This window comes from Aquabacterium sp. OR-4, from assembly GCF_025290835.2.
In the GTDB taxonomy this organism is placed as follows: domain Bacteria; phylum Pseudomonadota; class Gammaproteobacteria; order Burkholderiales; family Burkholderiaceae_C; genus Pseudaquabacterium.
Genome location: NZ_JAOCQD020000001.1, coordinates 1,932,186 through 1,953,332, shown reverse-complemented (window position 1 = coordinate 1,953,332; position 21,147 = coordinate 1,932,186). Strand labels below are relative to the sequence as shown.

The following is a 21,147-nucleotide window of genomic DNA, read 5'->3' as shown; positions in this document are numbered from 1 at the left end:
GCGGGGTCAGGCGGGTTGGAGAACAGACAACGGGCCATCCTACACTGGGCCCCATGGCCAAGCCTGCGCCCCCCGGCGGCGCCGCGGGCCTGGCCAGCTGGCAGGTGGCTTTGCCGGGCCTGGCCTGGCTGGGCGGCGTGGCGCTGCAGTTGCAGCAGGCAGCGTTGTGGCCGCAGCCCGGCCTGCGGTGGGCGCTGGCCATCGCGCTGGCCCTGGTGGTGCTGGCGGGCCTGGCCTGGCGCCACTGGCCGCAGCGGGCCGCGGTGGCCTGGGGCCTGCTGTGTCTGGGCGTGGCGGGCCTGGCCTTTGCCGGCACGGCGCTGCGCGCGGCCGACCGGCTGGCCGAGCGGCTCGACCCGGCGCTCGAAGGTCTGGATCTGATCGTCACCGGCGTGGTGGCGGTCATGCCGCAGCAGGACGCCGCGGGCGCACGCTTTGCCTTCGAGGTGGAGCAGGCCTGGCACCGCGGCCGGCCGGTGCGCCTGCCTGCGCGGCTGACCCTGGGCTGGTGGTCGGGCTTTGACGAGAGCGCCTGGTTCGACGAGCCGCGCGCCGCGCTGCAGGCCGGCCAGCGCTGGCGCCTGCCGCTGCGCCTGAAGGCCCTGCACGGCGCGATGAACCCGCACGGCTTTGACGTGGAGCTGTGGTGGTTCGAGCAGGGCCTGGGGGCCAATGGCAGCGTGCGGGTGCAGCGCGGCGGGCCGCCGGCGCAGCTGCTGGCCGAGACCGGCGCGCACCCGGTGGAACGCCTGCGCGGCCAGCTGCGCGACGCCATCCGCCGCCAGGTGCCCGATGGCCGCGTGGCCGGCGTGCTGGCGGCATTGGTGGTGGGCGACCAGGCGGCCATCGAGCGCGCCGACTGGGAGCTGTTTCGCGCCACCGGCATTGCCCACCTGGTATCGATCTCGGGCGTGCACGTCACGATGCTGGCCTGGCTGGCCGCGGCCGGCGTGGCCTGGCTGTGGCGGCGCTGGCCGCGCGGCATGCTGGCCGTGCCGCTGCCGGTGGCGGCGCGCTGGGGCGGGCTGCTGCTGGCCACGGCCTATGCGCTGCTGGCCGGCTGGGGCGTGCCGGCCCAGCGCACCGTGCTGATGCTGGCCATGGCCGCGGCGCTGCGCAGCACCGGTGTGCGCTGGCCCTGGCTGCTGGTGCTGCTGCTGGCGGCGGTGGTTGTCACCCTGGCCGACCCCTGGGCGCTGCTGCAGGCCGGCTTCTGGCTGAGCTTTGCCGCGGTGGCGCTGCTGCTGCTGTCGGAGCCGGTCACGCGCGGCCTGCACCGGCCGCGCGACGCGGCGGCTTTGCCCGACACCCGACGCACACGCCTGCACCGGCTGGGCGGGCGCCTGGGCGCGGCGCTGGCGGCGCATGGTCGCGCCCAGCTGGTGGCCACGCTGGGGCTGGCGCCGCTGTCGCTGGTGTTTTTTGGCCAGGTGTCGCTGGTGGGCTGGGTGGCCAACCTGGTGGCCATTCCGCTGGTCACCCTGCTGATCACGCCCTTGGCACTGGCCGGCGTGCTGCTGCCGCCGCTGTGGAGCCTGACCGGCGCCCTGGTGCAGGCCGGTGTGGCCGGCCTGGGCTGGCTGGCCAGCGCCCCGGTGGCCCAGTGGACCACCGCGGTCGCACCGGCCTGGGCCGTGGCCAGCGGCCTGGCCGGCGCGCTGCTGGGCGTGCTGCCGCTGCCCTGGCGTCTGCGCGGCCTGGCCCTGCCGCTGGTGCTGCCGCTGCTGTGGCCGGCTAGCGAGCGGCCGGTGCCCGGGCAGATGCAGATCCTGGTGGCCGATGTGGGTCAGGGCACGGCGGTGCTGGTGCGCACGCACGCGCACCTGCTGGTCTATGACACCGGCCCGCAGATCAGCCGCGACAGCGATGCTGGCCAGCGCGTGCTGCTGCCGCTGCTGCGCGCGCGTGGCGAGCGCCACATCGACCGCCTGATGCTGAGCCACCGCGACGCCGACCATGTGGGCGGCGCCGCCACGCTGCTGGACGCGCTGCCGGTGGCCGATGTGTGGAGCTCGCTGCCCGACGAGCACCCGCTGCGCGCCCGGCCGCTGCCGCACACCCGCTGCCAGGCCGGCCTGGGCTGGGTGTGGGACGGCGTGCAGTTCGCGCTGCTGCACCCCACGCCGGCCGACTACGCCAGCGCCGTGAAGCCCAACGCCGTGTCGTGCGTGCTGCGCATCACCGATGCCAGCGGCCGCAGCGCGCTGCTCACCGGCGACATCGAAGCGCAACAAGAGGCGGCGATGCTGCAGCGCCTGCCACCCGCCGCGCTGGCCAGCCAGGTGCTGCTGGTGCCGCACCACGGCAGCCGCACCTCGTCCACCGCCGCGCTGCTGGACGCCGTGGCACCACGTTGGGCCGTGGTGCAGGCCGCTTACCGCAGCCGTTTTGGCCATCCGGCACCCGAGGTGCTGGCCCGATATGCCGATCGCCGCATTGAAGTGGTGCGAACCGATCAATGTGGTGCGTGGAAGTGGCAGGATGGTGCGGTGGAGTGCACTCGTGAAGTGCGGCGCCGCTACTGGCATTGGCAGCCATCAGCGCCGCTCGTGGAAACCCTGGTTCGATAGTTGCTAAATCCCCCTCGTCAGGAGCCCCCAACGCATGAAACCCGCATTCGACGAGATGCATGAAGGCGCCGGCACCGTCCGCGCCCATTACGGCGGTTTCGACCGCTGGCTGGCCGAGCAACCCGCCGATCGCATGGCGGCACGGCGCGAAGAGGCCGAGATGATCTTCCGACGTGTCGGGATCACCTTCGCGGTCTATGGCGCCAAGGACGAGGACGGCGCCGGCACCGAGCGGCTGATCCCGTTCGACCTGATCCCGCGCATCATCCCGGCCGACGAGTGGCAGCGCATGCAGCAAGGCCTGGTGCAGCGCGTCACGGCGCTCAACCGCTTCCTGCACGACGTCTACCACGGGCAGGAGATCCTCAAGGCCGGGCTGATCCCCGCCGACGAGATCACCCGCAACGCGCAGTTCCGGCCCGAGATGATGGGCGTGGACGTGCCGCGCCAGATCTACTCGGCGATTGCCGGCATCGACATCGTGCGCGCCGCGCAACCCGATGGCAGCGGCACCTACTACGTGCTGGAAGACAACCTGCGCGTGCCCTCGGGCGTGAGCTACATGCTCGAGAACCGCAAGATGATGATGCGGCTGTTTCCCGAGCTGTTTGGCCGGCACCGCATCGCCCCGGTGGCGCACTACCCCGACCTGCTGCTCGAAACCCTGCGCGAGGTGGCGCCGCCAGCGGTGAACGAGCCCACCGTGGTGGTGCTCACGCCCGGCATGTACAACAGCGCCTACTTCGAGCACGCGTTCCTGGCCCAGCAGATGGGTGTGGAGCTGGTGGAGGGGCAAGACCTGTTCATGCGCGACGGCTTCGTCTACATGCGCACCACGCAAGGCCCCAAGCGCGTGGACGTGATCTACCGGCGGGTGGACGACGATTTTCTCGACCCCCGCGCGTTCCGCCCCGACAGCACGCTGGGCTGCGCCGGCCTGCTCGAGGCCTACCAGGCCGGCAACGTGACGCTGGCCAACGCCATCGGTACCGGCGTGGCCGACGACAAGAGCATCTACAGCTACGTGCCGCAGATGGTCGAGTTCTACCTCGGCGAGAAGCCCATCCTGCAGAACGTGCCCACCTGGCGCTGCCGCGAGCCCGAGTCGCTGAAGTACGTGCTGGCCCACCTGCCCGAGCTGGTGGTCAAAGAGGTGCACGGCGCCGGCGGCTACGGCATGCTGGTCGGCCCCGCTGCCAGCCAGGCCGAGATCGAGGCCTTCCGCGCGGCGCTGGTGGCCAACCCCTCGAACTACATCGCGCAGCCGACGCTGGCGCTGTCGAGCTGCCCCACCTTCGTCGAGAGCGGCATCGCGCCGCGCCACATCGACCTGCGGCCCTTCGTGCTGTCGGGCAAGACGGTGCAGATGGTGCCCGGCGGCCTGACCCGCGTGGCGCTGAAGGAGGGCTCGCTGGTGGTCAACAGCAGCCAGGGCGGCGGCACAAAAGACACATGGGTTTTGGAGGCTTGAGCATGCTGTCGAGAACCGCTGACCACCTGTTCTGGATGGCCCGCTACATGGAGCGGGCCGAGAACACCGCACGCATGCTGGACGTGCACTACCAGACCTCGCTGCTGCCGCAGCACAACCACCGCGCCGAACTGGGCTGGGCCGGTGTGCTGGGCATCTCGGAGCTGACCCACGCCTTCCACCAGAAGCATGCCGAGGTCAATGCCGCCAATGTGCTGGACTTCATGGTGCGCGACGCCGGCAACCCGTCCAGCATCGTGGCCTGCCTGCAGGCGGCGCGCGAGAACGCCCGGGCCGTGCGTGGCGCGCTGACCACCGAGCTGTGGGAAACCACCAACCAGACCTGGCTCGAGTTTCAGCGCGTGCTGCGCGACCCCAGCTTCGAGCGCGACCCCTCGGCCTTGTTCGAGTGGGTCAAGTTCCGCTCGCACCTCAGCCGCGGCGTCACGGTGGGCACCATGCTGCAGGACGAGGCGCTGCACTTCATCCGCATCGGCACCTTCCTGGAGCGCGGCGACAACACCGCGCGCCTGGTGGATGTGAAGTTCCATGCGCTGGCGCGCGACTACTTCGGCAACTGGGGCGACGACGATGCGCCCGAGGTCGACTTCTACCACTGGAGCGCGATATTGCGCTCGGTGAGCGGCTTCGAGATCTACCGCAAGGTCTACCGCAACGTCATCCGCCCCGACAAGGTGGCCGAGCTGCTGATCCTGCGCCCCGACATGCCGCGTTCGCTGGCAGCCTGCATGGACGAGGTGGTGGCCAACGTCGACAAGGTGGCCAACGAGCAGAGCACCGAGACCCGGCGCCGTGCCGGCCGCCTGCGCGCCGACCTGCAGTTCGCCCGCATTGACGAGATCCTGGCCACCGGGCTGCACGCCTTCCTGACCCAGTACCTCGACCGCATCAACGACATCGGTGGCGGCATCAGCCGCGACTTCCTTCTTCCAACCTGAGTTCTCGATGAGCGCACCCAACACATCGTCGAAGCGGGGCGGGCCGAGCGCCGGGCCGCTCCCAAGCCGGCCCGCCATCCCCCCGGGGGATCGACCGGCGTATTCGCCGGGCGAGGGGTACACATGAGCATCCATGTCGCGCTGAACCATGTCACGCACTACCGCTACGACCGCCGGGTGAGCCTGTCGCCGCAGGTGGTGCGCCTGCGCCCGGCACCGCACTGCCGCACGCCGATCCTGAGCTACTCGCTCAAGGTCGAGCCGGTTGATCACTTCGTCAACTGGCAGCAGGACCCGTTCTCCAACCACCTGGCGCGCCTGGTGTTTCCGGGCCAGACCAGCGAGTTCAAGGTCACCGTCGATCTGGTGGCCGAGATGTCGGTCTACAGCCCGTTCGACTTCTTCCTGGAGCCGGGGGCCGAGAACTATCCCTTCGCCTACAGCGAGGTGCTGGCGCAGGAGCTGGCGCCCTACCTGGCGGTGGGCGAGGCCACGCCGGCCATGGCCGCCTTTCTGGCCACCATCGACCGCAGCGAGGTGCGCACGGTCGACTTTCTGGTGGCGCTGAACCAGCGCCTGCAAAAGGACATCCGCTACCTGATCCGCATGGAGCCGGGCGTGCAGACGCCCGACGAAACCCTCACCAAGGCCAGCGGCTCCTGCCGCGACACCGGCTGGCTGATGGTGCAGGCGCTGCGCCACCTGGGCCTGGCCGCGCGCTTCGTCTCGGGCTACCTGATCCAGTTGAAGCCCGATGTGAAGGCGCTCGACGGCCCCAGCGGCACCGAGATCGACTTCACCGATCTGCACGCCTGGTGCGAGGTGTTCCTGCCCGGCGCCGGCTGGATCGGCTTCGACCCCACCTCGGGCCTGCTGGCCGGCGAGGGTCACATCCCGGTGGCCTGCACGCCGGTGCCCAGCAGTGCGGCGCCGATCAGCGGCGCGGTCGACGAGTGCGAGGTGAGCTTCGAGCACCACATGCAGATCACGCGCATCTACGAGTCGCCGCGCGTGACCCAGCCCTACACCGAGGCCCAGTGGGCCGAGGTGCTGGCCCTCGGCGAGGTGGTGGACGCCACGCTCAAGGCCGGCGACGTGCGCCTGACCATGGGCGGCGAGCCCACCTTCGTCAGCGTGGACGACCGCGACGGCGCCGAGTGGAACACCGATGCGCTGGGCCCCACCAAGCGCATGCTGGCGCAAGACCTCACGCAGCGCCTGCGCGCGCACTATGCGCAGGGCGGCTTCCTGCACTTCGGCCAGGGCAAGTGGTATCCGGGCGAGCAGCTGCCGCGCTGGGCGCTCAGCATCTGCTGGCGCAGCGATGGCCAGCCCTGCTGGCAAGACCCCGCGCTGTTTGCCGACGAGCGTGGCGACCACCACTACACCCAGGCCGACGCGCAGGCCTTCATGCAGGCGCTGACCCGCCGCCTGGGCGTGTCGGCCGAGCATGTGCAGCCCGGCTACGAGGACACCTGGTACTTCCTGTGGCGCGAGCGCCGCCTGCCGGTCAATGTCGACCCCTTCGATGCCCGGCTCGATGACGAGATGGAGCGCGTGCGCCTGCGCCGCGTGTTCGGCCAGGGCCTCGACCAGGTGGTGGGCTATGCGCTGCCGCTGCGGCGTGCCGAGGGCGGCGCGGCACTGGCCGGTGCGCGCTGGGAGACCGGCGCCTGGTTCTTCCGCGACGAGCGCATGTACCTGTACCCGGGCGATTCGCCGATGGGCTACCGCCTGCCGCTCGATTCACTGCCGTGGGTCAGCGGCACGGATTACCCGTACCACATCGAGCACGACCCGTTCGCGCCGCGCGACGCACTGCCGTCGGCAGCCGCCATCCGCAGCCAGTACGCCGCGCATGTGGTGGGCGGCGGTTTTGCCGAGGGCGGCGTGGTGGCGGTGCAGGGGCAGGGCCATAGCGGTGCCGGCGCCCTGCCGGTGGGCGGTGCGGCCACCGCACCCGGGGCGGCGGCGCTGGCCGCCGGCCGTGGCCCGGGCGATGCGGCCGGCACGGCCGTTGACCTGGGTCGCTCGCCCGGCCGCTTCGAGTCGGCCTCGTGGATCGTGCGCACGGCGCTGGTGGTCGAGGTGCGCGATCCGGCGCGCGTCAACGGCCCCAAGGTCGAGGCGGCGGCGCTGGCCAGCGGCCAGCAGCGTGGCGTGCTGTATGTCTTCATGCCGCCGCTGCAGCGCCTGGAAGACTATCTCGAGCTGCTGGCCGCGGTGGAGGCCACGGCGCTGGACCGCGGCGTCAAGCTGGTGCTCGAAGGCTACCCGCCGCCGCGCGATCCGCGCCTGAAGCTGCTGCAGGTCACGCCCGATCCCGGCGTGATCGAGGTCAACATCCACCCGGCGCACGACTGGAAAGAGCTGGTCGAGCACACCGAGTTCCTGTACGAAGCGGCCTGGCAGACCCGCCTGTCGAGCGAGAAGTTCATGCTCGACGGCCGCCACACCGGCACCGGCGGCGGCAACCACATCGTGCTGGGCGGCGCGCGGCCCGAGGATTCGCCCTTTTTGCGCCGGCCCGATGTGCTGGCCTCGCTGCTGGCCTGCTGGCACAACCACCCCAGCTTGAGCTACCTGTTCTCGGGCCTGTTCATCGGCCCCACCAGCCAGGCACCGCGGGTGGACGAGGCGCGCAACGACCAGCTCTACGAGCTGGAGATCGCGCTCGGCGAGATCGAGCGCAACAAGGCCGTCTATGGCCCGAGGGCCGCCGGGCCGTCCCAAGGCCCGAGCGCCCCCGCGGGGGGCAGCTCGCCGGCAGGCGGGCGTGGGGGCTCGGGGTTCATGCCGCCCTGGCTGGTGGACCGCACGCTGCGCAACATCCTGGTGGACGTGACCGGCAACACCCACCGCAGCGAGTTCTGCATCGACAAGCTCTACTCGCCCGACAGCGCCACCGGCCGCCTGGGCCTGCTGGAGCTGCGCGCCTTCGAGATGCCGCCGCATGCGCGCATGAGCGTGGCCCAGCAGCTGCTGCTGCGCGCGCTGGTGGCGCGCTTCTGGGTCGAGCCCTTCCGCGCGCCGCTGGTGCGCTGGGGCACGGCGCTGCACGACCGCTTCCTGCTGCCCACCTTCCAGTGGATGGACTTCGAGGACGTGCTCGACGAGCTGCGCCAGGCCGGCTTCGACTTCAAGCCGGAATGGTTCGCGCCGCACTTCGAGTTCCGCTTCCCCAAGATCGGCGGCCATGTGGCGCGCGGCGTGCAGCTGCAGCTGCGCACCGCGCTCGAGCCCTGGCATGTGATGGGCGAGGAGGGCGCCACCGGCGGCACGGTGCGCTATGTCGATTCGTCGGTCGAGCGGCTCGAGCTCAAGGCCAGTGGCCTGACCGATCCGCGCCACGTGGTCACGGTCAACGGCGTGACCGTGCCGCTGCAGCCCACCGGCCGGGCCGGCGAGTATGTGTGCGGCATCCGCTACCGCGCCTGGCAGCCGCCGAGTGCGCTGCACCCCACCATCGGAGTCGATGCGCCGCTGACCTTCGACCTGGTCGACCGCTGGAGCCAGCGCTCGCTGGGCGGCTGCCAGTACCACGTGGCCCATCCGGGCGGGCGCAGCTACGACAGCTTCCCGGTCAACGCCTACGAGGCCGAGAGCCGGCGCCTGGCGCGCTTCTTCAACATCGGCCACACCCCCGGCACGATGCGCGTGGGCCCGGCCGAGCACAGCCTGGAGTTCCCCTTCACGCTGGACCTGCGCACCGCGCGATGAGCCCGGCCGCGCCCGGGTGCTGGCCACCGGGGGCGGGCGGCAAGGCATGATCGGGCCATGTCCGAAGCCCAGCCGTCGCCCGATGCCGCCGTGAGCCCACCCGAGCGCAACCGCAGCGCGCTGGCCACGCTGGTGCGCCGCGCCAGCGCCGGCGCCTGGGACGAGTGGCGCGCCGCCGGCCCGGGCCACAGCAGCAACGTGCCGGTGGCGCACTGGCAGCGCTTCGTCGAAACCCTGGGGCCGGCCGGCTGGGCCGACCTGGCCGTGCGCCACCACCGCGTGGGGCAACGCGTGCAGGAGGACGGCGCCACCTACAACGTCTACGCCGACGGCGACGAGGTCGCACGGCCCTGGCCGCTGGCGCTGCTGCCCTTCATCGTGGGCGCCGACGACTGGGCGCAGATTGAGCGCGGCGTGGTGCAGCGCGCGCGCCTGCTCGAAGCCACCATGGCCGATCTCTACGGCCCGCAGCAGTTGCTGCGCGACGCGCTGCTGCCGGCCTCGCTGATCTACGCCCATCCGCAGTACCTGCGCCCGGCGCGCGGCCTGCAGCCGGCCGGCGACCAGTGGCTGCACCTGGTGGCCTTCGACCTGATGCGCGGCCCCTCGGGGCGCTTCAGCCTGCTGGCGCAGCGCGCGCAGGCGCCCTCGGGCCTGGGCTATCTGCTCGAGAACCGGCTGCTGATTCCGCCGCAGTTCCGCGAGCAGTTTGCCGAGCTCAATGTGCAGCGCGTGGCGGCCAGCTTTCGTGCGCTGCTCGATGGCCTGCTGCGTGCCAGCCCGGCCGGCGCGCGCAGCCGCATCGTGCTGCTGACGCCCGGGCCGCTGAACGAAACCTACTTCGAGCAGGCCTTCCTGGCCCGCTACCTGGGTGTCACCCTGGTCGAGGGCGGCGACCTCACGGTGCGTGGCCAGCACCTGTTCCTCAAGACCATGCATGGCCTGGAGCCGGTGCATGTGGTGCTGCGCCGGGTGGACGACGTGTTCCTCGATCCGCTCGAGCTGCGCGCCGATTCGGCGCTGGGCGTGCCGGGCCTGATGCAGGCCCTGCGTGCCGGCACCGTGGTGCTGGCCAATGCGCCCGGCGCCGGCGTGCTGGAAAGCCCGGGCCTGGCGGCCTTCTGGCCCGGCGTGGCCGAGCGCCTGCTCGACGAGCGGCTGGTGCTGCCGGCCGCCACCAGCTGGTGGTGCGGCGAGGGCACGGTGTGGGCCGAGCAGCGCGAGCACCTGGCCGACTACGTGGTCGCCCCCACCTTCCCCGACAGCGGCTTCGGCCCGGCCGTGGCCGGGGCGCTCACGCCCGAAGAGCGCGCGCGCCTGGCTGCGCGCATCGACGCCAACCCCGCCGCCTACACGCTGCAGGCCCGCGTGCGCCTGTCGGAGGCGCCGGTGTGGGCCGGTGGCGAGATCCAGCCGCGCGCGGCGGTGCTGCGCGTGTTTGCGGTGGCCGATGGCACCGGTGGCTGGCGGGTGCTGTCTGGCGGGCTCACCCGCGTGGCCGGCGGCGCACCGGCCGGGGGTGTGGCCGGTGGTGCGTCCGATCCCTGGCTCAGCATGCAGCACGGCAGCGCCAGTGCCGACACCTGGGTCATCACCCGCGGCGCGGTCGACGACAGCACCCTGCTGCCACGCCCGCTCAGCGCGGCCGACCTGCAGGGCTGGCACCGCAGCGTCACCAGCCGCGCCGCCGAGAACCTGTTCTGGCTGGGCCGCTACACCGAGCGCGCCGAGAACACGGTGCGCCTGGCGCGCCTGGTGCTCGAGGCCCTGCCGGGCGCCAGCGCGCCGGCGCTGCGCCTGCTGGGCGATCTGGCGGTGTGGCATGGCCTGGTGCCGCCGGGCGTGCCCTCGCCGCAGCAGTCACCGCGGGTGTTCGAGCGGGCGCTGCTGGCCGGCCTGCGCGGCGAGGCCGGCGCCGGCGGCGTTGGCCACAACCTGCGCCGCCTGCGCCACTGTGCCCTGGCGCTGCGCGAGCGCCTGTCGCCCGAGCACTGGCGCCTGATCCACGAGGTCGACCGCCACTTCGACCAGCACCTGGGCCATGCGCTGGCCGGCCGCGAGGGCCGGGCTCTGGTGCCCGATGTGCAGGGCGTGCTGGCCCGCGCCGCCACGCACCTGTCGGCCATCACCGGCGCACAGACCGACCGCATGACCCGCGACGACGGCTGGCGCCTGCTCAGCGTGGGCCGCCAGATCGAGCGCCTGGACATGCTGGCCCATGCGCTGGCGCTGGGCTTCGAGCTCCGCGTGCACGAGCCCGACGACGGTTTTGCGCTGCTGCTGGGCCTGTTCGACAGCCTGATCACCTACCGCGCGCAGTTCCAGGCGCGGCGCGAGGTGCTGCCGCTGCTGCACCTGCTGGTCTTCGACACCGACAACCCGCGCTCGCTGGCCTGGGTGGCGCGCACCATGCGCGACCGCCTGCGCAAACTGGCGCGCGGCATCGACGCCGACTGGGCCTTCGCCGTCACGGCCGACTTTCCGCAGCCCGCCAGCTGGGATCTGGCAGCCTGCGGCGAAGCCGATGCCGACGGCGGCCATGCCAAGCTGGTGGCCGCGCTGCGCCAGTGCTGCAGCGCGGCGCGTGCGCTGTCCGACGAGATCGGCCGGCACCTGTTCGTGCACGTGGCCTCGTCACCCGAGCACCGGGTGTGGCAATGAGCCCGCCCACAGCGCCCGAGGGCGCGGCGCCAGAGCCCTTGCCCGATGACCAGACCCGGGCCGACGAGGCCAGGTCAGACGCGGCCGTGGCCGACGAGGCCTTGGGCGGATTGACCGAATCCGCAATGGCCCCGGCCGCCGACGCGCCTGAACAAGGCCCACCCGATGCCGGCCCAGCCGATGAAGGCGAGCCGCCCGATGAAGGCGCGGCGGCCCTGGCCGATGCGGCCATGGACACCGCGCCGGTGTGCCTGGCCGTCGAGCACGACACCCGCTACCGCTACGACACGCCGGTGGAGGTGGCGCTGCACAGCGCCCACCTGCGCCCGCGCGACACCGAGGTGCAGCGGGTGCTCGACTGGCAGCTCGACATCGAGCCGCCGCCCGACGGCGCAGTGCAGCAAAGCCTGGACGCCTTCGGCAACTGGCGCCATGGCTTCGGCCACGCGCAGGTGCACGCCACGCTGCTGGTGCGCTCGAGCTTTCGCGTGTGCCTGCACCCGCCACGGCCCTGGCGCGCCGCCGACAGCCTGCCCTGCGAGGCCGTGGTGCGCGCGCTGCTGTACGCCGCGGGCGAGCAGCAGCCCGAGGCGGTGGAGTACATGCTGGCCTCGCGCTTTGCGCCGCACGATGCCCGCCTGGCGGCCTTTGCGGCCGACCTGTTCACGCCGCAGCGCCCGCTGCTCGAGGCCGCGCTGGCGTTGATGCACCGCGTGCACCAGCGCATGCGCTACCGGCCACTGAGCACCGATGTGGCCACCGATGCGCCCAGCGCGCTGGCCCGCGGCGAGGGCGTGTGCCAGGATTTCGCCCACCTGATGATCGGCGCGATGCGCTCGCTGGGCCTGGCCGCGCGGTATGTCAGCGGCTACCTGCTCACCCATCCACCCGAGGGCCAGCCGCGCCTGGTGGGGGCCGATGCCAGCCACGCGTGGGTGGCCGTGTGGTGCCCGCGCCAGGGCTGGGTGGCACTCGACCCCACCAACAACTGCCGCGTCGGCACCGACCATGTCACGCTGGCCTGGGGCCGCGACTATGGCGATGTGGCACCGCTGCGCGGCGTGATCCGCGGCGGCGGCAGCACGCCACCCGACGTGGCCGTGACCGTGATGCCGCTGCCGGCGGCGGCCGCCGGGGCCTGAGCAGGCCCGAAAAGCACAACGCGGTGGCACCGCTTCCGCAGTGCCACCGCGTGGCCTGGGGGGCGGGCGCCCGCGGGCACCCGCCAACGCTGGCGAATTACTTCTTGGTGGCTTCGCCGACCGGCAGCGTGCCAGCCTTCTCGGCGGCCGCGGCTTCCTTCTTGACTTCGGCGCGGGCCTTGGTCGACTTGGGCTTCTCGACGGCGCCAGCGCCCTCACCCTTGGGGGCGGTGCCAGCCTTCTCGGCGGCCGCGGCTTCCTTCTTCACCTCGGCGCGGGCCTTGGTCGACTTGGCCGCGTCCTTGGCGCCAGCGTCTTCACCCTTGGGCAGCGTGCCGGCCTTCTCGGCAGCAGCGGCTTCCTTCTTGACTTCAGCGCGGGCCTTCGGCGCTTCCTGGGCCATGGCGGCCTGGCTGGCGAACACGGCGGCGATGACGGCGGACAGGGTGATCAGCGATTTCTTCATGGCTTCTTCCTCAAACTGTGGTTTCGAACTGTGGACATGCCACCGATGCCGGGACGATCCCGGCGGGCTCGCCGTGACTGTCACGTCGAACACTGCTTGCAGCAACGCGCGCCAGGCGCTGGCCGTTGACCCGGGTGCCGATCACGCGGATCGTTGGGCCCGTCGCCACCACAGCAGCCCATGAATTATGCCCGCCGGCCCTTCGGCGACCGGCGCTGTCGCGCTGGCGCAACGGCGGCAAAGCCCGGGCTTCAGCGGCCCTTGATGCCCAGCAAGTCGATCTCGAAGTGCAGCGTCGCATCGGGCGGAATCACGCCGCCGGCGCCGCGGCTGCCGTAGGCGATGGCCGGCGGGCAGGTGAGCTTGGCCTTGCCGCCCACCTTCATGCGCTGCACGCCTTCGGTCCAGCACGGGATCACGCGGTTCAGCGCAAACTCGGCCGGCTGGCCGCGGCTGTGCGAGCTGTCGAACTCCTTGCCGTCGGGGAAGGTGCCGCGGTAGTGCACCCTGACCATGTCGGTGGCGGCAGGGCTGGCGCCGCTGCCTTCCTTGAGCGTGTGCATCACCAGACCGGTCTGCGTGGTCACGGTGCTGCCGTTGGTGCTGGTGGCGGCGGGCGCGGCGGCCGGCGTCGGTGCCTGGGCATGGGCCGGGGCCGGGGCCGCGCCGAGCAGCGTGCTCAGGGCCGCGAGGCACAGGGTGGCGGGCAGGATGCGGGAAGTCATGGTCATGGTCATGGCATAGGGCTCCATCGTCGGGGCCGGCCGGAGGGCCGGCCGTGGCGGGCGCGATCATCGCATCGCCCGGCCTGCGCTCGGCACCGCACCGCACCGCATGCCGGCGCCGGCCACCGCCCGGGCCACGCCGATGCGGCGGCGGCCGGCGGATACACTTGCCGGTGGCGTTCGGCCGTGACGGATTTCCGTGACGTCCGGCGCGTTGTTTCATCTGCCCTTGCATCGCCTGCGCCTTGCCTGGCGCACCACTCCCGCCCCATGCCCTCTGCCGCCCCGGCCAAAGCTGCGTTCGACCTGAAGAGCACCGCCTGGACGCTCACCGCGCTGCGTCTGCAGACGGCCGACGTGGCCGAACTCACCCAGGCGCTGGACGCGCGCTTCGCCGACACGCCGGGTCTGTTCGACGACGACCCGGTGGTCATCGACCTGAGCCCGCTGCGCGACAGCGGCGCCCGCATCGATTTCGCCGCGCTGCTGCCGGCCATCCGCCGCCACCGCCTGGTGCCCATCGCGGTGCAGGGCGGCAGCGCGGCGCAAACCCGCGCGGCACGCGCCGCCGGCCTGGCCGAGGCGCTGGACGCCGCGCCGCACGGTGCCGCCGAGCTGCCCACCATGCACCAGGAGGTGCAGGTGCGCGAGGTGGTGCGTGAAGTGGTGCGCGAGGTCGAGGTGCTCAAGAAGGTGGAGGTGCTGCGCGAGGTGCCCGCCGCCACCGGCGCGCCGACCATGGTGCTCGACAAGCCGCTGCGCTCGGGCCAGCGCGTCTATGCCCGCGGTGGCGATCTGGTGGTGCTGGCGGTGGTGAGCTTCGGTGCCGAGGTCATTGCCGACGGCCACATCCATGTCTACGCGCCGCTGCGCGGCCGGGCCATTGCCGGCGCGCGCGGCGACACCACGGCGCGCATCTTCAGCACCTGCCTCGAGCCGCAGCTGGTGTCCATCGCCGGCATCTACCGCACCATCGAGACGCCGCTGGCGCCGGCGGTGTGGGCCAAGCCCGCGGTGGTGCGCCTGGACGGCGAGCGCATCCAGGTCGACCCCCTTTCGGTCTGAGCCCGGCCATCACGCCGGCCGCCTGACCCTCACCACAGACTTTCACGCACAAGGAACACCACCCGATGGCCAAGATCATCGTCGTCACCTCCGGCAAGGGCGGGGTGGGCAAGACCACCACCAGCGCCAGCTTTGCATCGGCGCTGGCACTGAAGGGCTTCAAGACGGCGGTGATCGACTTCGACGTCGGCCTGCGCAACCTCGACCTGATCATGGGCTGCGAGCGCCGCGTGGTCTACGACCTGATCAACGTGATCCAGGGCGAGGCCAACCTCAGCCAGGCGCTGATCAAGGACAAGCACTGCGACAACCTGTTCGTGCTGGCCGCCAGCCAGACGCGCGACAAGGACGCGCTCACCCAGGAAGGCGTGGAGAAGGTGCTCAACGACCTGGGCACCCAGGGCTTTGACTACATCATCTGCGACTCGCCGGCCGGCATCGAGACCGGTGCGCTGATGGCCATGCACTTTGCCGACGAGGCCCTGGTGGTCACCAACCCCGAGGTCTCGTCGGTGCGCGACTCCGACCGCATCCTGGGCATCCTGGGCAGCAAGACCAAGCGCGCCATCGAGGGCGGCGAGCCGGTGAAGGAGCATCTGCTGATCACCCGCTACAACCCCAACCGCGTGCTCGACGGCCAGATGCTGTCGCTGCAGGACGTGCAGGAGATCCTGCGCATCCCGCTGATCGGCGTGATCCCCGAGAGCCACAGCGTGCTCGACGCCAGCAACCAGGGCACGCCGGCCGTGCACCTGAAGGGCAGCGACGTGAGCGAGGCCTACCTCGACGTGGTGGCGCGCTTCATGGGCGAGGAGCGCCCATTGCGCTTCACCGAGGCCGAGAAGCCCGGCTTCTTCAAGCGTCTGTTCGGCGGGAGGTGAGCGGCATGTCGTTCCTGTCCTTCCTGCTCGGCGAGAAGAAGAAGTCGGCCAGCGTCGCCAAGGAGCGCCTGCAGATCATCCTGGCGCACGAGCGCTCGGGTCTGGGCCGGCGCCCCGACTACCTGGCCGATCTGCAGAAAGACCTGGTGGCGGTGATCAGCAAGTACGTGCAGATCTCGCCCGATGACATCAAGGTGAGCCTGGAGCGCCAGGACAACCTCGAGGTGCTCGAAGTCAAGATCGAGCTGCCCGACGGCGCGAAATAGGCTGCAGGCCACGGTGACGCGCCGCGCCGCCATCGGCCCGCGCCGCAAAACAACGCTGAACGCCTCACACAGTGGCGGTGACCGGCTGCACCGTGCTGCGTGAGACGGCCGCCAGCGCGCCGGCCGTGGCCGGGTCGGCGGCCGGGTCGGTGGCCTCTTGCGCCTCATCCGCCCCTTCGGCGGGCAGCCAGCGCAGCACGGCGGCGTACAGCATCTCGGGCTCCACCGGCTTGGCCACGCGGCCGTTCATGCCGGCGGCCAGGCAGGCCTGGGTGGATTCGTCGAGTGCATTGGCGGTCATGGCCAGGATCGGTGTGTGGGTGCCGGCCGGCAGTGCGCGGATCTGGCGCGTGGCGGCCAGGCCATCGAGCACCGGCATCTGCATGTCCATCAGGATCAGGTCGTAGCGCTGGCGCTGCACCTGCAGCACGGCCGCGGCGCCGTCGTCGACCACGTCCACCGTCACCCCGGCGGCCTGCAGCAGGGCCACGCCGACCTCCTGGTTCACCGCGTTGTCCTCGGCCAGCAGCACGCGCACGCCCTGGCGCTGGCGCAGCCGGCGTTCGGCCTCGCCGGCGGCCGGTGTGGCGATGGGCAGCAGCGCGGCGCCGCCGGGCGGTGGCGCCGACCACAGCTGCGCCGGGGCCGGCAGCGCTGCGGCCAGGCTGGGCGCCGGGGCCGGGGCGGCCACCCCCAGCGGCAACTCGATCCAGAAGCGGCTGCCACGACCAGGGGTGCTGTACACGCCCACGTCGCCACCCATCAGCCGGGCCAGCCGGCGCGCAATGGCCAGGCCCAGGCCGGTGCCGCCTGCGGGCATGGCGGCCGCACCCTGCTCGAAAGGCTGGAACAGGCGCTGCTGCTGCGCCGCGTCGAGCCCGGGGCCGGTGTCCACCACGCCCAGGCGCACCACGCTGCGCTGGGCATCCTGGTAGACGGTGTGGCCCTCCAGGCGCACCTGGCCGATCTCGGTGAACTTGACCGCATTGCCGACGAAGTTCAGCAGCACCTGGCGCAGCCGAGTGGCGTCACCCATGCAGCGCGCGGGCAGCGGCTGCAGGTCGATCACCAGCGCCAGGCCCTTGCGCGCGGCGGTATCGGCCTGCATGTCGTGCACCTGCTGGATCACCTGGTGCAGCGCGAACGCGGCGTGCTCGCACTGCATCTTGCCGGCCTCGATCTTGGAGAAGTCGAGCACGTCGTCCACCAGCGCCAGCAGGTGCATGCTGGCGGCCTGCAGGCGGTCGAGCTGCGGCTGGCGCGCGTCGCCCGGCTGGCCGCTGCGCGACAGCAGGTGGCTCATGCCGACGATGGCGTTGAGCGGCGTGCGGATCTCGTGGCTCATGCTGGCCAGGAACTCGCTCTTGGCCTGGCTGGCGCGCTCGGACGCCTGGCGTGCAGCACCAAGCTCGGCATTGGCCAGGCGCAGCGCGGCCGTGCGCTCGACCAGCAGCGCCTCGAGGTGGTGGCGGTGCTGGGCCAGCTCGAGCGCGCTGTGCTGGCGCTCGGTGATGTCGTCCACCACCACGATGCGGTGGCTGATGGCGCCGGCGCGGTCGTGCAGCGCATGCAGGCTGAGCCAGGCGGTGTAGTCGCGGCCGTCGGCGCTGCGCAGCGCCAGCTCGCCCGACCAGTCGTGCCGGGTCTGCAGCTGGGCCGTCAGCCGGGCTTGCACGCCCTCGGCCAGGCCCTGGCCCAGCAGCTCGAGCACCGGGCGGCCGGGCGCCTGATCGGGGCGCTGGCCGGTGAGGGTCTCGAAGGCCGGGTTGACGGTGAGCACGCGGCCATCGGCGCCGCACACCACGATGGCCTGGGCGCTCTTGTCGATCACCCGGCCGGCCAGGCGCAGCTCGAGGTTGCGCTGCTGCAGGTCGTGCACCAGCGCCACCAGCGAGCGCGCGTAACGCGCCACCTCGCCCTGGCCGGGCGGCACCGGGATCGGGGAATCGAGCGCGCCCAGCCGCGCCTGCTCGGCGGCATGGCCCACCCGGCGCAGGGGTTCGAGCAGGCGTCCGAGCACGGTCCACAGCAGGGCCGCAAACAGCAGTGCGCACAGCACGCCCAGGCCCAGCATCACCGCCGCCAGGCGCTGCGCGGGGGCGAACACCTGGGCCTCGTCGGCACTGGCCACCAGGCGCCAGCCCAGGCCGGGAAAGCGGCCATGGCCCTGGCCCGCCACCACCATGCCCAGCAGCGGGCGGCCCAGGCGGTCGGTGTAGCGCAGGGCCTGTGGCTGGCTGGCCGCGGCGGCCAGGGCCTGCGCGGCGGTCTGCAGCCCGGTGCTCGTGTTGCCGGCTGGCGCCGAGGCCGCGGCCAGGGCCACGAAGGGCGTGCCCAGCGGCCCGCCCACCAGCAGCTGGCCCTGGTGGTTGGTGATGAGCAGCTCCACCCGGTCGGCGGCCAGGCGCTCGGTCAGCCGACCGTGCAGCTGGGCGGCCCAGTCGAGGCTCAGGTGGGCGGCCAGCACGCCCTGGCTCAGGCCACCGGGCCCGCGCACCGGCGTGGCCAGGTCGAGCAGCCGCAGCGGCGCGGCGCCCGGGCGGGGCGGTGGCAGCAACCGGGCCAGCAGCATGGCCTCGTGGGCATCGCCGAAGTGCAGGCCGCGCAGGCCTTGCGCAAACCAGTCGCGGTGCGCCACGTTGGCGCCCTCGAGCATGCCGCCGGTGGCGGCCAGCACCAGGCCCTGGGCATCGGTCAGGCCGATCCAGGCCAGCTCGGGGTGGCTGCGCTGCACGGCCTCGAGCAGCTGGCGGCGCTGCTCGGGGCTGGCGGTGGGGTTGCGCAGGGCCTCCAGCTCGGCCAGCATCGTGAGCTCGCCGGCGCGGGCATCGAGGTCTTGGGCCAGTTGCGAGGCCAGGCTGCGGGCGGTGTTGGCCAGCAGGCGCTGCTGGTCGGTCTCGATCTGCCGCTCGTTGAGCAGGCTGGCCGACTGGCTGAGCGTCAGCGCCGCCACCAGGCCCATCAGGCCGATCACTGCGGTGAGCTTCAAGCGCAGGCTGGCGGACGAGAACATGCGACGACACCACTCCCAACGGCCCGCGCGCTGCCGCCGCGTTGTCGTTGCCCCGGTGGACGCTGTGGTTCCGGATTAGCGGTGCGGCCGCTGAGCGGCAAGGCTCGGGGTCATTCTGGGCGCCGCCATGACCGGCTGTCCATGCGCGTCAGGGCCCAGTCGAGCATCCCTTACAGACGGTGTCGAACCGTTCCGTCGTGACACTGCCGACTCGGTCACACGCCGGCTGTTGGGCGGCGCTCAGGCCGCGTCGAACAGCGGTTGCAGCTGGTCTTCCCACCCTTCAAGCTCGTCGGCGCCGACGGCCAGCCAGTCGAGCGCGGTGCCGGCATGGTCGTGCCAGTCGCGGTCGGGCGGCATCTGCTCGGCGCGGCGCATCAGGTGCTCGGCCACCAGGCCGGCCGCCACCAGGGTGTGCACCTCGTTGTCGGCGCCGCCATCGCCCAGGTGGGCCAGCTCGTGGTGCAGGCGCACCGAGGCCACCAGGGTGGGCGAGAAGCGCCACAGCTTGCACACCAGCGCACCGGTCACGGCGTGGTCGGTGCGGTGGTTGGCGTTTTCGGTGGCCAGGCCGCTGCGGTCGTGGCGCATGTCGGCCTCCATCAGCGTGGCGCTGTAGCCGCGCACGCACTGCAGCAGCACCGGCAGGCCGACATGGCAGAACAGGCCGTGGGCATGCGCCACATCCACCGGCAGGCCCGGCAGCTGGCGGGCGATGAAGGCCATGGCCACCGCGCGGCGGCGCGAGCGCTCCCAGAAGCGGTCGAGCTGGGCATTGCGCACCGGCAGCGCCTTGGCCACCAGGAACTCGGTCATCGACCGGGCGGTCTCGTCGAGGCCCAGCAGGGTCATGGCCTGGCCGACGGTGGACACCGCATGGCCGTTGCCGTGCACCGGGCTGTTGGCCAGGCGGATCAGCGCGGCCGACATGGCCACGTCGTGCGAGGCGATGTGCGCCACCTCGCCCAGATCGGGCTCGCGCGGGGCCAGCGCGTCCTTCAGCCGCAGCAGCAGCGTGGGGCAGGGCGGGATCGTGATGTGCTGCAGCGGACCGCTGCGGCGCGCGCGGTCGATCTCGTCCTGCACGGCGGCGGTGGTGGCGCGAGGCGCAGCGGTGGCGGCAGGGGGGCTCATGGCGTCCAGGTTCGGGCTTGGTCGGCTTATCGGCCGCGGCCGCGCAAACTGAAGCGCTGACCTGCGCGGGCCCCTGGCCGCCCTGGATGCCCAGGCCGCGCCGGACGCCCAGGCCGGGCCGGACGCTCTGGGCGCCCTGGACGGGCCGCTCGCGGGCCCACAACCGGTCAGCCGGCCGGGCCGGGCGCAGCGGGCGCGGCGGGTGAGCTGGTGCTGCCTGCAGCGCTGGACGCACTGCCGGCTTGCGACGGCCCGGCCGCGGCACGGGCATCGTCGCGGCACTGCTGCTGCAGGGCGGCCCAGCCGGCCGCGCCCAGGCGACGCAGCGTGTCGATGTTGGTCTCGTAGATCGTCTCGGCCTCGGGGAAGGCCTCGACGGCGCGGTCGATGCTGCTCTCGCGGATCAGGTGCAGCGTGGGCCAGGGCGAGCGGTTGGTGGCATGCGAGATGTCGTCTTCCGGCGCATCGGCAAAGCGGTAGTCGGGATGGAAGCTGGCCACCTGCAGCACGCCGTCGAGGCCCAGCGCGCTGACGGCGGCATCGGCCACGTCGAGAAAGTCGTTGTAGTCGTCGAAGGCCTGCAGCACCTGCGGATGCACCAGCACCGTGGTCTCGATCGTGTCCACCGGCGTTTCGGCCAGGCGCTGCAGCTCGGTGATCAGCACCTCGGCCAGGGCGTCGGTGTCGGTGGCGCCGGTGTGCACGTAGCGGATCAGGCCCTTGGTCTGCACCGCCTTGGCAAAGGGGCACAGGTTCAGGCCGATCACCGCCCGGTCGATCCAGGCGCGGGTTTCGGCCAGCACGCGTGCGGCATCGGGCGGCGTGTTGCTTGGCGTGTCGGTTGGTGCGTCGGCGGGCTGGGCCGGCAAGGCAGAGGGCGTGATGGGCATGGCGGTGCGGCGGCGAGGGGGCTGGGCTTCGGTGGCGGTGCGGGCGGGCGGTGCGGGCGGCGAGGCGCGGGGTGGCGCGGGGTGGCCGCGCTGGCCCGGCAGCCGGTGCGGCCCGGCATTGTGCGGCTCCCTAGTTCGAGGCACCTGTGAGTGAATGTGCAGGCAACGCGGCCTGTACAACGCG

At 72.3% G+C, this 21,147-nt stretch carries 14 protein-coding genes; 9 read left to right on the top strand and 5 right to left on the bottom strand.

Annotated features, from left to right (window positions below; genetic code table 11):
- Positions 1–53: 53 nt before the first annotated feature.
- From N4G63_RS08485 to N4G63_RS08460, 6 genes are all read left to right on the top strand, one after another.
- Complete coding sequence (locus N4G63_RS08485) at positions 54–2,570, top strand: DNA internalization-related competence protein ComEC/Rec2 (RefSeq protein WP_260787889.1); 2,517 nt, start codon at positions 54–56, stop codon at positions 2,568–2,570.
- Positions 2,571–2,604: 34 nt separating this feature from the next.
- The gene (locus tag N4G63_RS08480; protein ID WP_260787888.1) at positions 2,605–4,041 is read left to right on the top strand and encodes a circularly permuted type 2 ATP-grasp protein; all 1,437 of its coding nucleotides are present in this window, start codon (positions 2,605–2,607) and stop codon (positions 4,039–4,041) included.
- A gap of 2 nt (positions 4,042–4,043) precedes the next feature.
- Positions 4,044–5,000: an alpha-E domain-containing protein gene (locus N4G63_RS08475; RefSeq protein WP_260787887.1), complete on the top strand. Its 957-nt coding sequence runs from the start codon at positions 4,044–4,046 to the stop codon at positions 4,998–5,000.
- A gap of 123 nt (positions 5,001–5,123) precedes the next feature.
- Positions 5,124–8,720, top strand: coding sequence for a transglutaminase family protein (locus N4G63_RS08470; protein WP_314599579.1), 3,597 nt, complete (start codon positions 5,124–5,126; stop codon positions 8,718–8,720).
- Between the two features lie 57 nt (positions 8,721–8,777).
- Positions 8,778–11,381 carry a circularly permuted type 2 ATP-grasp protein gene (locus N4G63_RS08465; protein ID WP_314599578.1) on the top strand — a complete coding sequence of 868 codons (2,604 nt, stop codon included), beginning with the start codon at positions 8,778–8,780 and terminating at the stop codon, positions 11,379–11,381.
- Entirely contained in the window at positions 11,378–12,523 is a 1,146-nt protein-coding gene (locus N4G63_RS08460) for a transglutaminase family protein (RefSeq protein WP_260787884.1), read from the top strand. The genes N4G63_RS08465 and N4G63_RS08460 overlap by 4 nt, the downstream gene beginning before the upstream one ends.
- Positions 12,524–12,620: 97 nt before the next feature.
- Here N4G63_RS08460 and N4G63_RS08455 read toward each other — a convergent pair whose 3' ends face one another.
- Complete coding sequence (locus tag N4G63_RS08455; protein ID WP_314599577.1) at positions 12,621–13,082, bottom strand: DUF4148 domain-containing protein; 462 nt, start codon at positions 13,080–13,082, stop codon at positions 12,621–12,623.
- Between the two features lie 158 nt (positions 13,083–13,240).
- A complete protein-coding gene (locus N4G63_RS08450; RefSeq protein WP_443112014.1) occupies positions 13,241–13,726 on the bottom strand; it encodes an FKBP-type peptidyl-prolyl cis-trans isomerase in 486 nt (161 codons plus the stop codon).
- A 258-nt stretch (positions 13,727–13,984) separates the two neighbouring features.
- Here N4G63_RS08450 and minC point away from each other — a divergent pair, with 258 nt between their 5' ends.
- The 3 genes from minC (at position 13,985) to minE (ending at position 15,926) form a co-directional block, all read left to right on the top strand.
- A complete protein-coding gene (gene minC, locus N4G63_RS08445; RefSeq protein ID WP_260787882.1) occupies positions 13,985–14,779 on the top strand; it encodes a septum site-determining protein MinC in 795 nt (264 codons plus the stop codon).
- A gap of 65 nt (positions 14,780–14,844) precedes the next feature.
- Positions 14,845–15,660: a septum site-determining protein MinD gene (minD, locus tag N4G63_RS08440; protein WP_260787881.1), complete on the top strand. Its 816-nt coding sequence runs from the start codon at positions 14,845–14,847 to the stop codon at positions 15,658–15,660.
- Positions 15,661–15,665: 5 nt separating this feature from the next.
- Positions 15,666–15,926 (top strand): cell division topological specificity factor MinE, encoded by a 261-nt coding sequence (gene minE / locus N4G63_RS08435; RefSeq protein ID WP_260787880.1) that lies wholly within the window; start codon positions 15,666–15,668, stop codon positions 15,924–15,926.
- Positions 15,927–15,990: 64 nt separating this feature from the next.
- Here minE and N4G63_RS08430 read toward each other — a convergent pair whose 3' ends face one another.
- From N4G63_RS08430 to N4G63_RS08420, 3 genes are all read right to left on the bottom strand, one after another.
- Positions 15,991–18,939 carry an ATP-binding protein gene (locus tag N4G63_RS08430; RefSeq protein WP_314599576.1) on the bottom strand — a complete coding sequence of 983 codons (2,949 nt, stop codon included), beginning with the start codon at positions 18,937–18,939 and terminating at the stop codon, positions 15,991–15,993.
- A 240-nt stretch (positions 18,940–19,179) separates the two neighbouring features.
- Positions 19,180–20,073: an HDOD domain-containing protein gene (locus N4G63_RS08425; protein WP_260787878.1), complete on the bottom strand. Its 894-nt coding sequence runs from the start codon at positions 20,071–20,073 to the stop codon at positions 19,180–19,182.
- Positions 20,074–20,240: 167 nt separating this feature from the next.
- Entirely contained in the window at positions 20,241–20,963 is a 723-nt protein-coding gene (locus N4G63_RS08420) for a DUF1415 domain-containing protein (RefSeq protein WP_314599575.1), read from the bottom strand.
- Positions 20,964–21,147 lie beyond the last annotated feature (184 nt).

What these genes read in the sequence shown, in the direction of transcription:
- N4G63_RS08425 (WP_260787878.1), bottom strand. Translation starts at nt 20,073, where the DNA reads ATGAGCCCCCCTGCCGCCACCGCTGCGCCTCGCGCCACCACCGCCGCC.
- N4G63_RS08420 (WP_314599575.1), bottom strand. Translation starts at nt 20,963, where the DNA reads ATGCCCATCACGCCCTCTGCCTTGCCGGCCCAGCCCGCCGACGCACCA.
- N4G63_RS08470 (WP_314599579.1), top strand. Translation starts at nt 5,124, where the DNA reads ATGAGCATCCATGTCGCGCTGAACCATGTCACGCACTACCGCTACGAC.
- minC (WP_260787882.1), top strand. Translation starts at nt 13,985, where the DNA reads ATGCCCTCTGCCGCCCCGGCCAAAGCTGCGTTCGACCTGAAGAGCACC.
- N4G63_RS08430 (WP_314599576.1), bottom strand. Translation starts at nt 18,939, where the DNA reads ATGTTCTCGTCCGCCAGCCTGCGCTTGAAGCTCACCGCAGTGATCGGC.
- minE (WP_260787880.1), top strand. Translation starts at nt 15,666, where the DNA reads ATGTCGTTCCTGTCCTTCCTGCTCGGCGAGAAGAAGAAGTCGGCCAGC.
- minD (WP_260787881.1), top strand. Translation starts at nt 14,845, where the DNA reads ATGGCCAAGATCATCGTCGTCACCTCCGGCAAGGGCGGGGTGGGCAAG.
- N4G63_RS08465 (WP_314599578.1), top strand. Translation starts at nt 8,778, where the DNA reads ATGTCCGAAGCCCAGCCGTCGCCCGATGCCGCCGTGAGCCCACCCGAG.
- N4G63_RS08450 (WP_443112014.1), bottom strand. Translation starts at nt 13,726, where the DNA reads ATGACCATGACCATGACTTCCCGCATCCTGCCCGCCACCCTGTGCCTC.
- N4G63_RS08460 (WP_260787884.1), top strand. Translation starts at nt 11,378, where the DNA reads ATGAGCCCGCCCACAGCGCCCGAGGGCGCGGCGCCAGAGCCCTTGCCC.
- N4G63_RS08475 (WP_260787887.1), top strand. Translation starts at nt 4,044, where the DNA reads ATGCTGTCGAGAACCGCTGACCACCTGTTCTGGATGGCCCGCTACATG.
- N4G63_RS08485 (WP_260787889.1), top strand. Translation starts at nt 54, where the DNA reads ATGGCCAAGCCTGCGCCCCCCGGCGGCGCCGCGGGCCTGGCCAGCTGG.
- N4G63_RS08480 (WP_260787888.1), top strand. Translation starts at nt 2,605, where the DNA reads ATGAAACCCGCATTCGACGAGATGCATGAAGGCGCCGGCACCGTCCGC.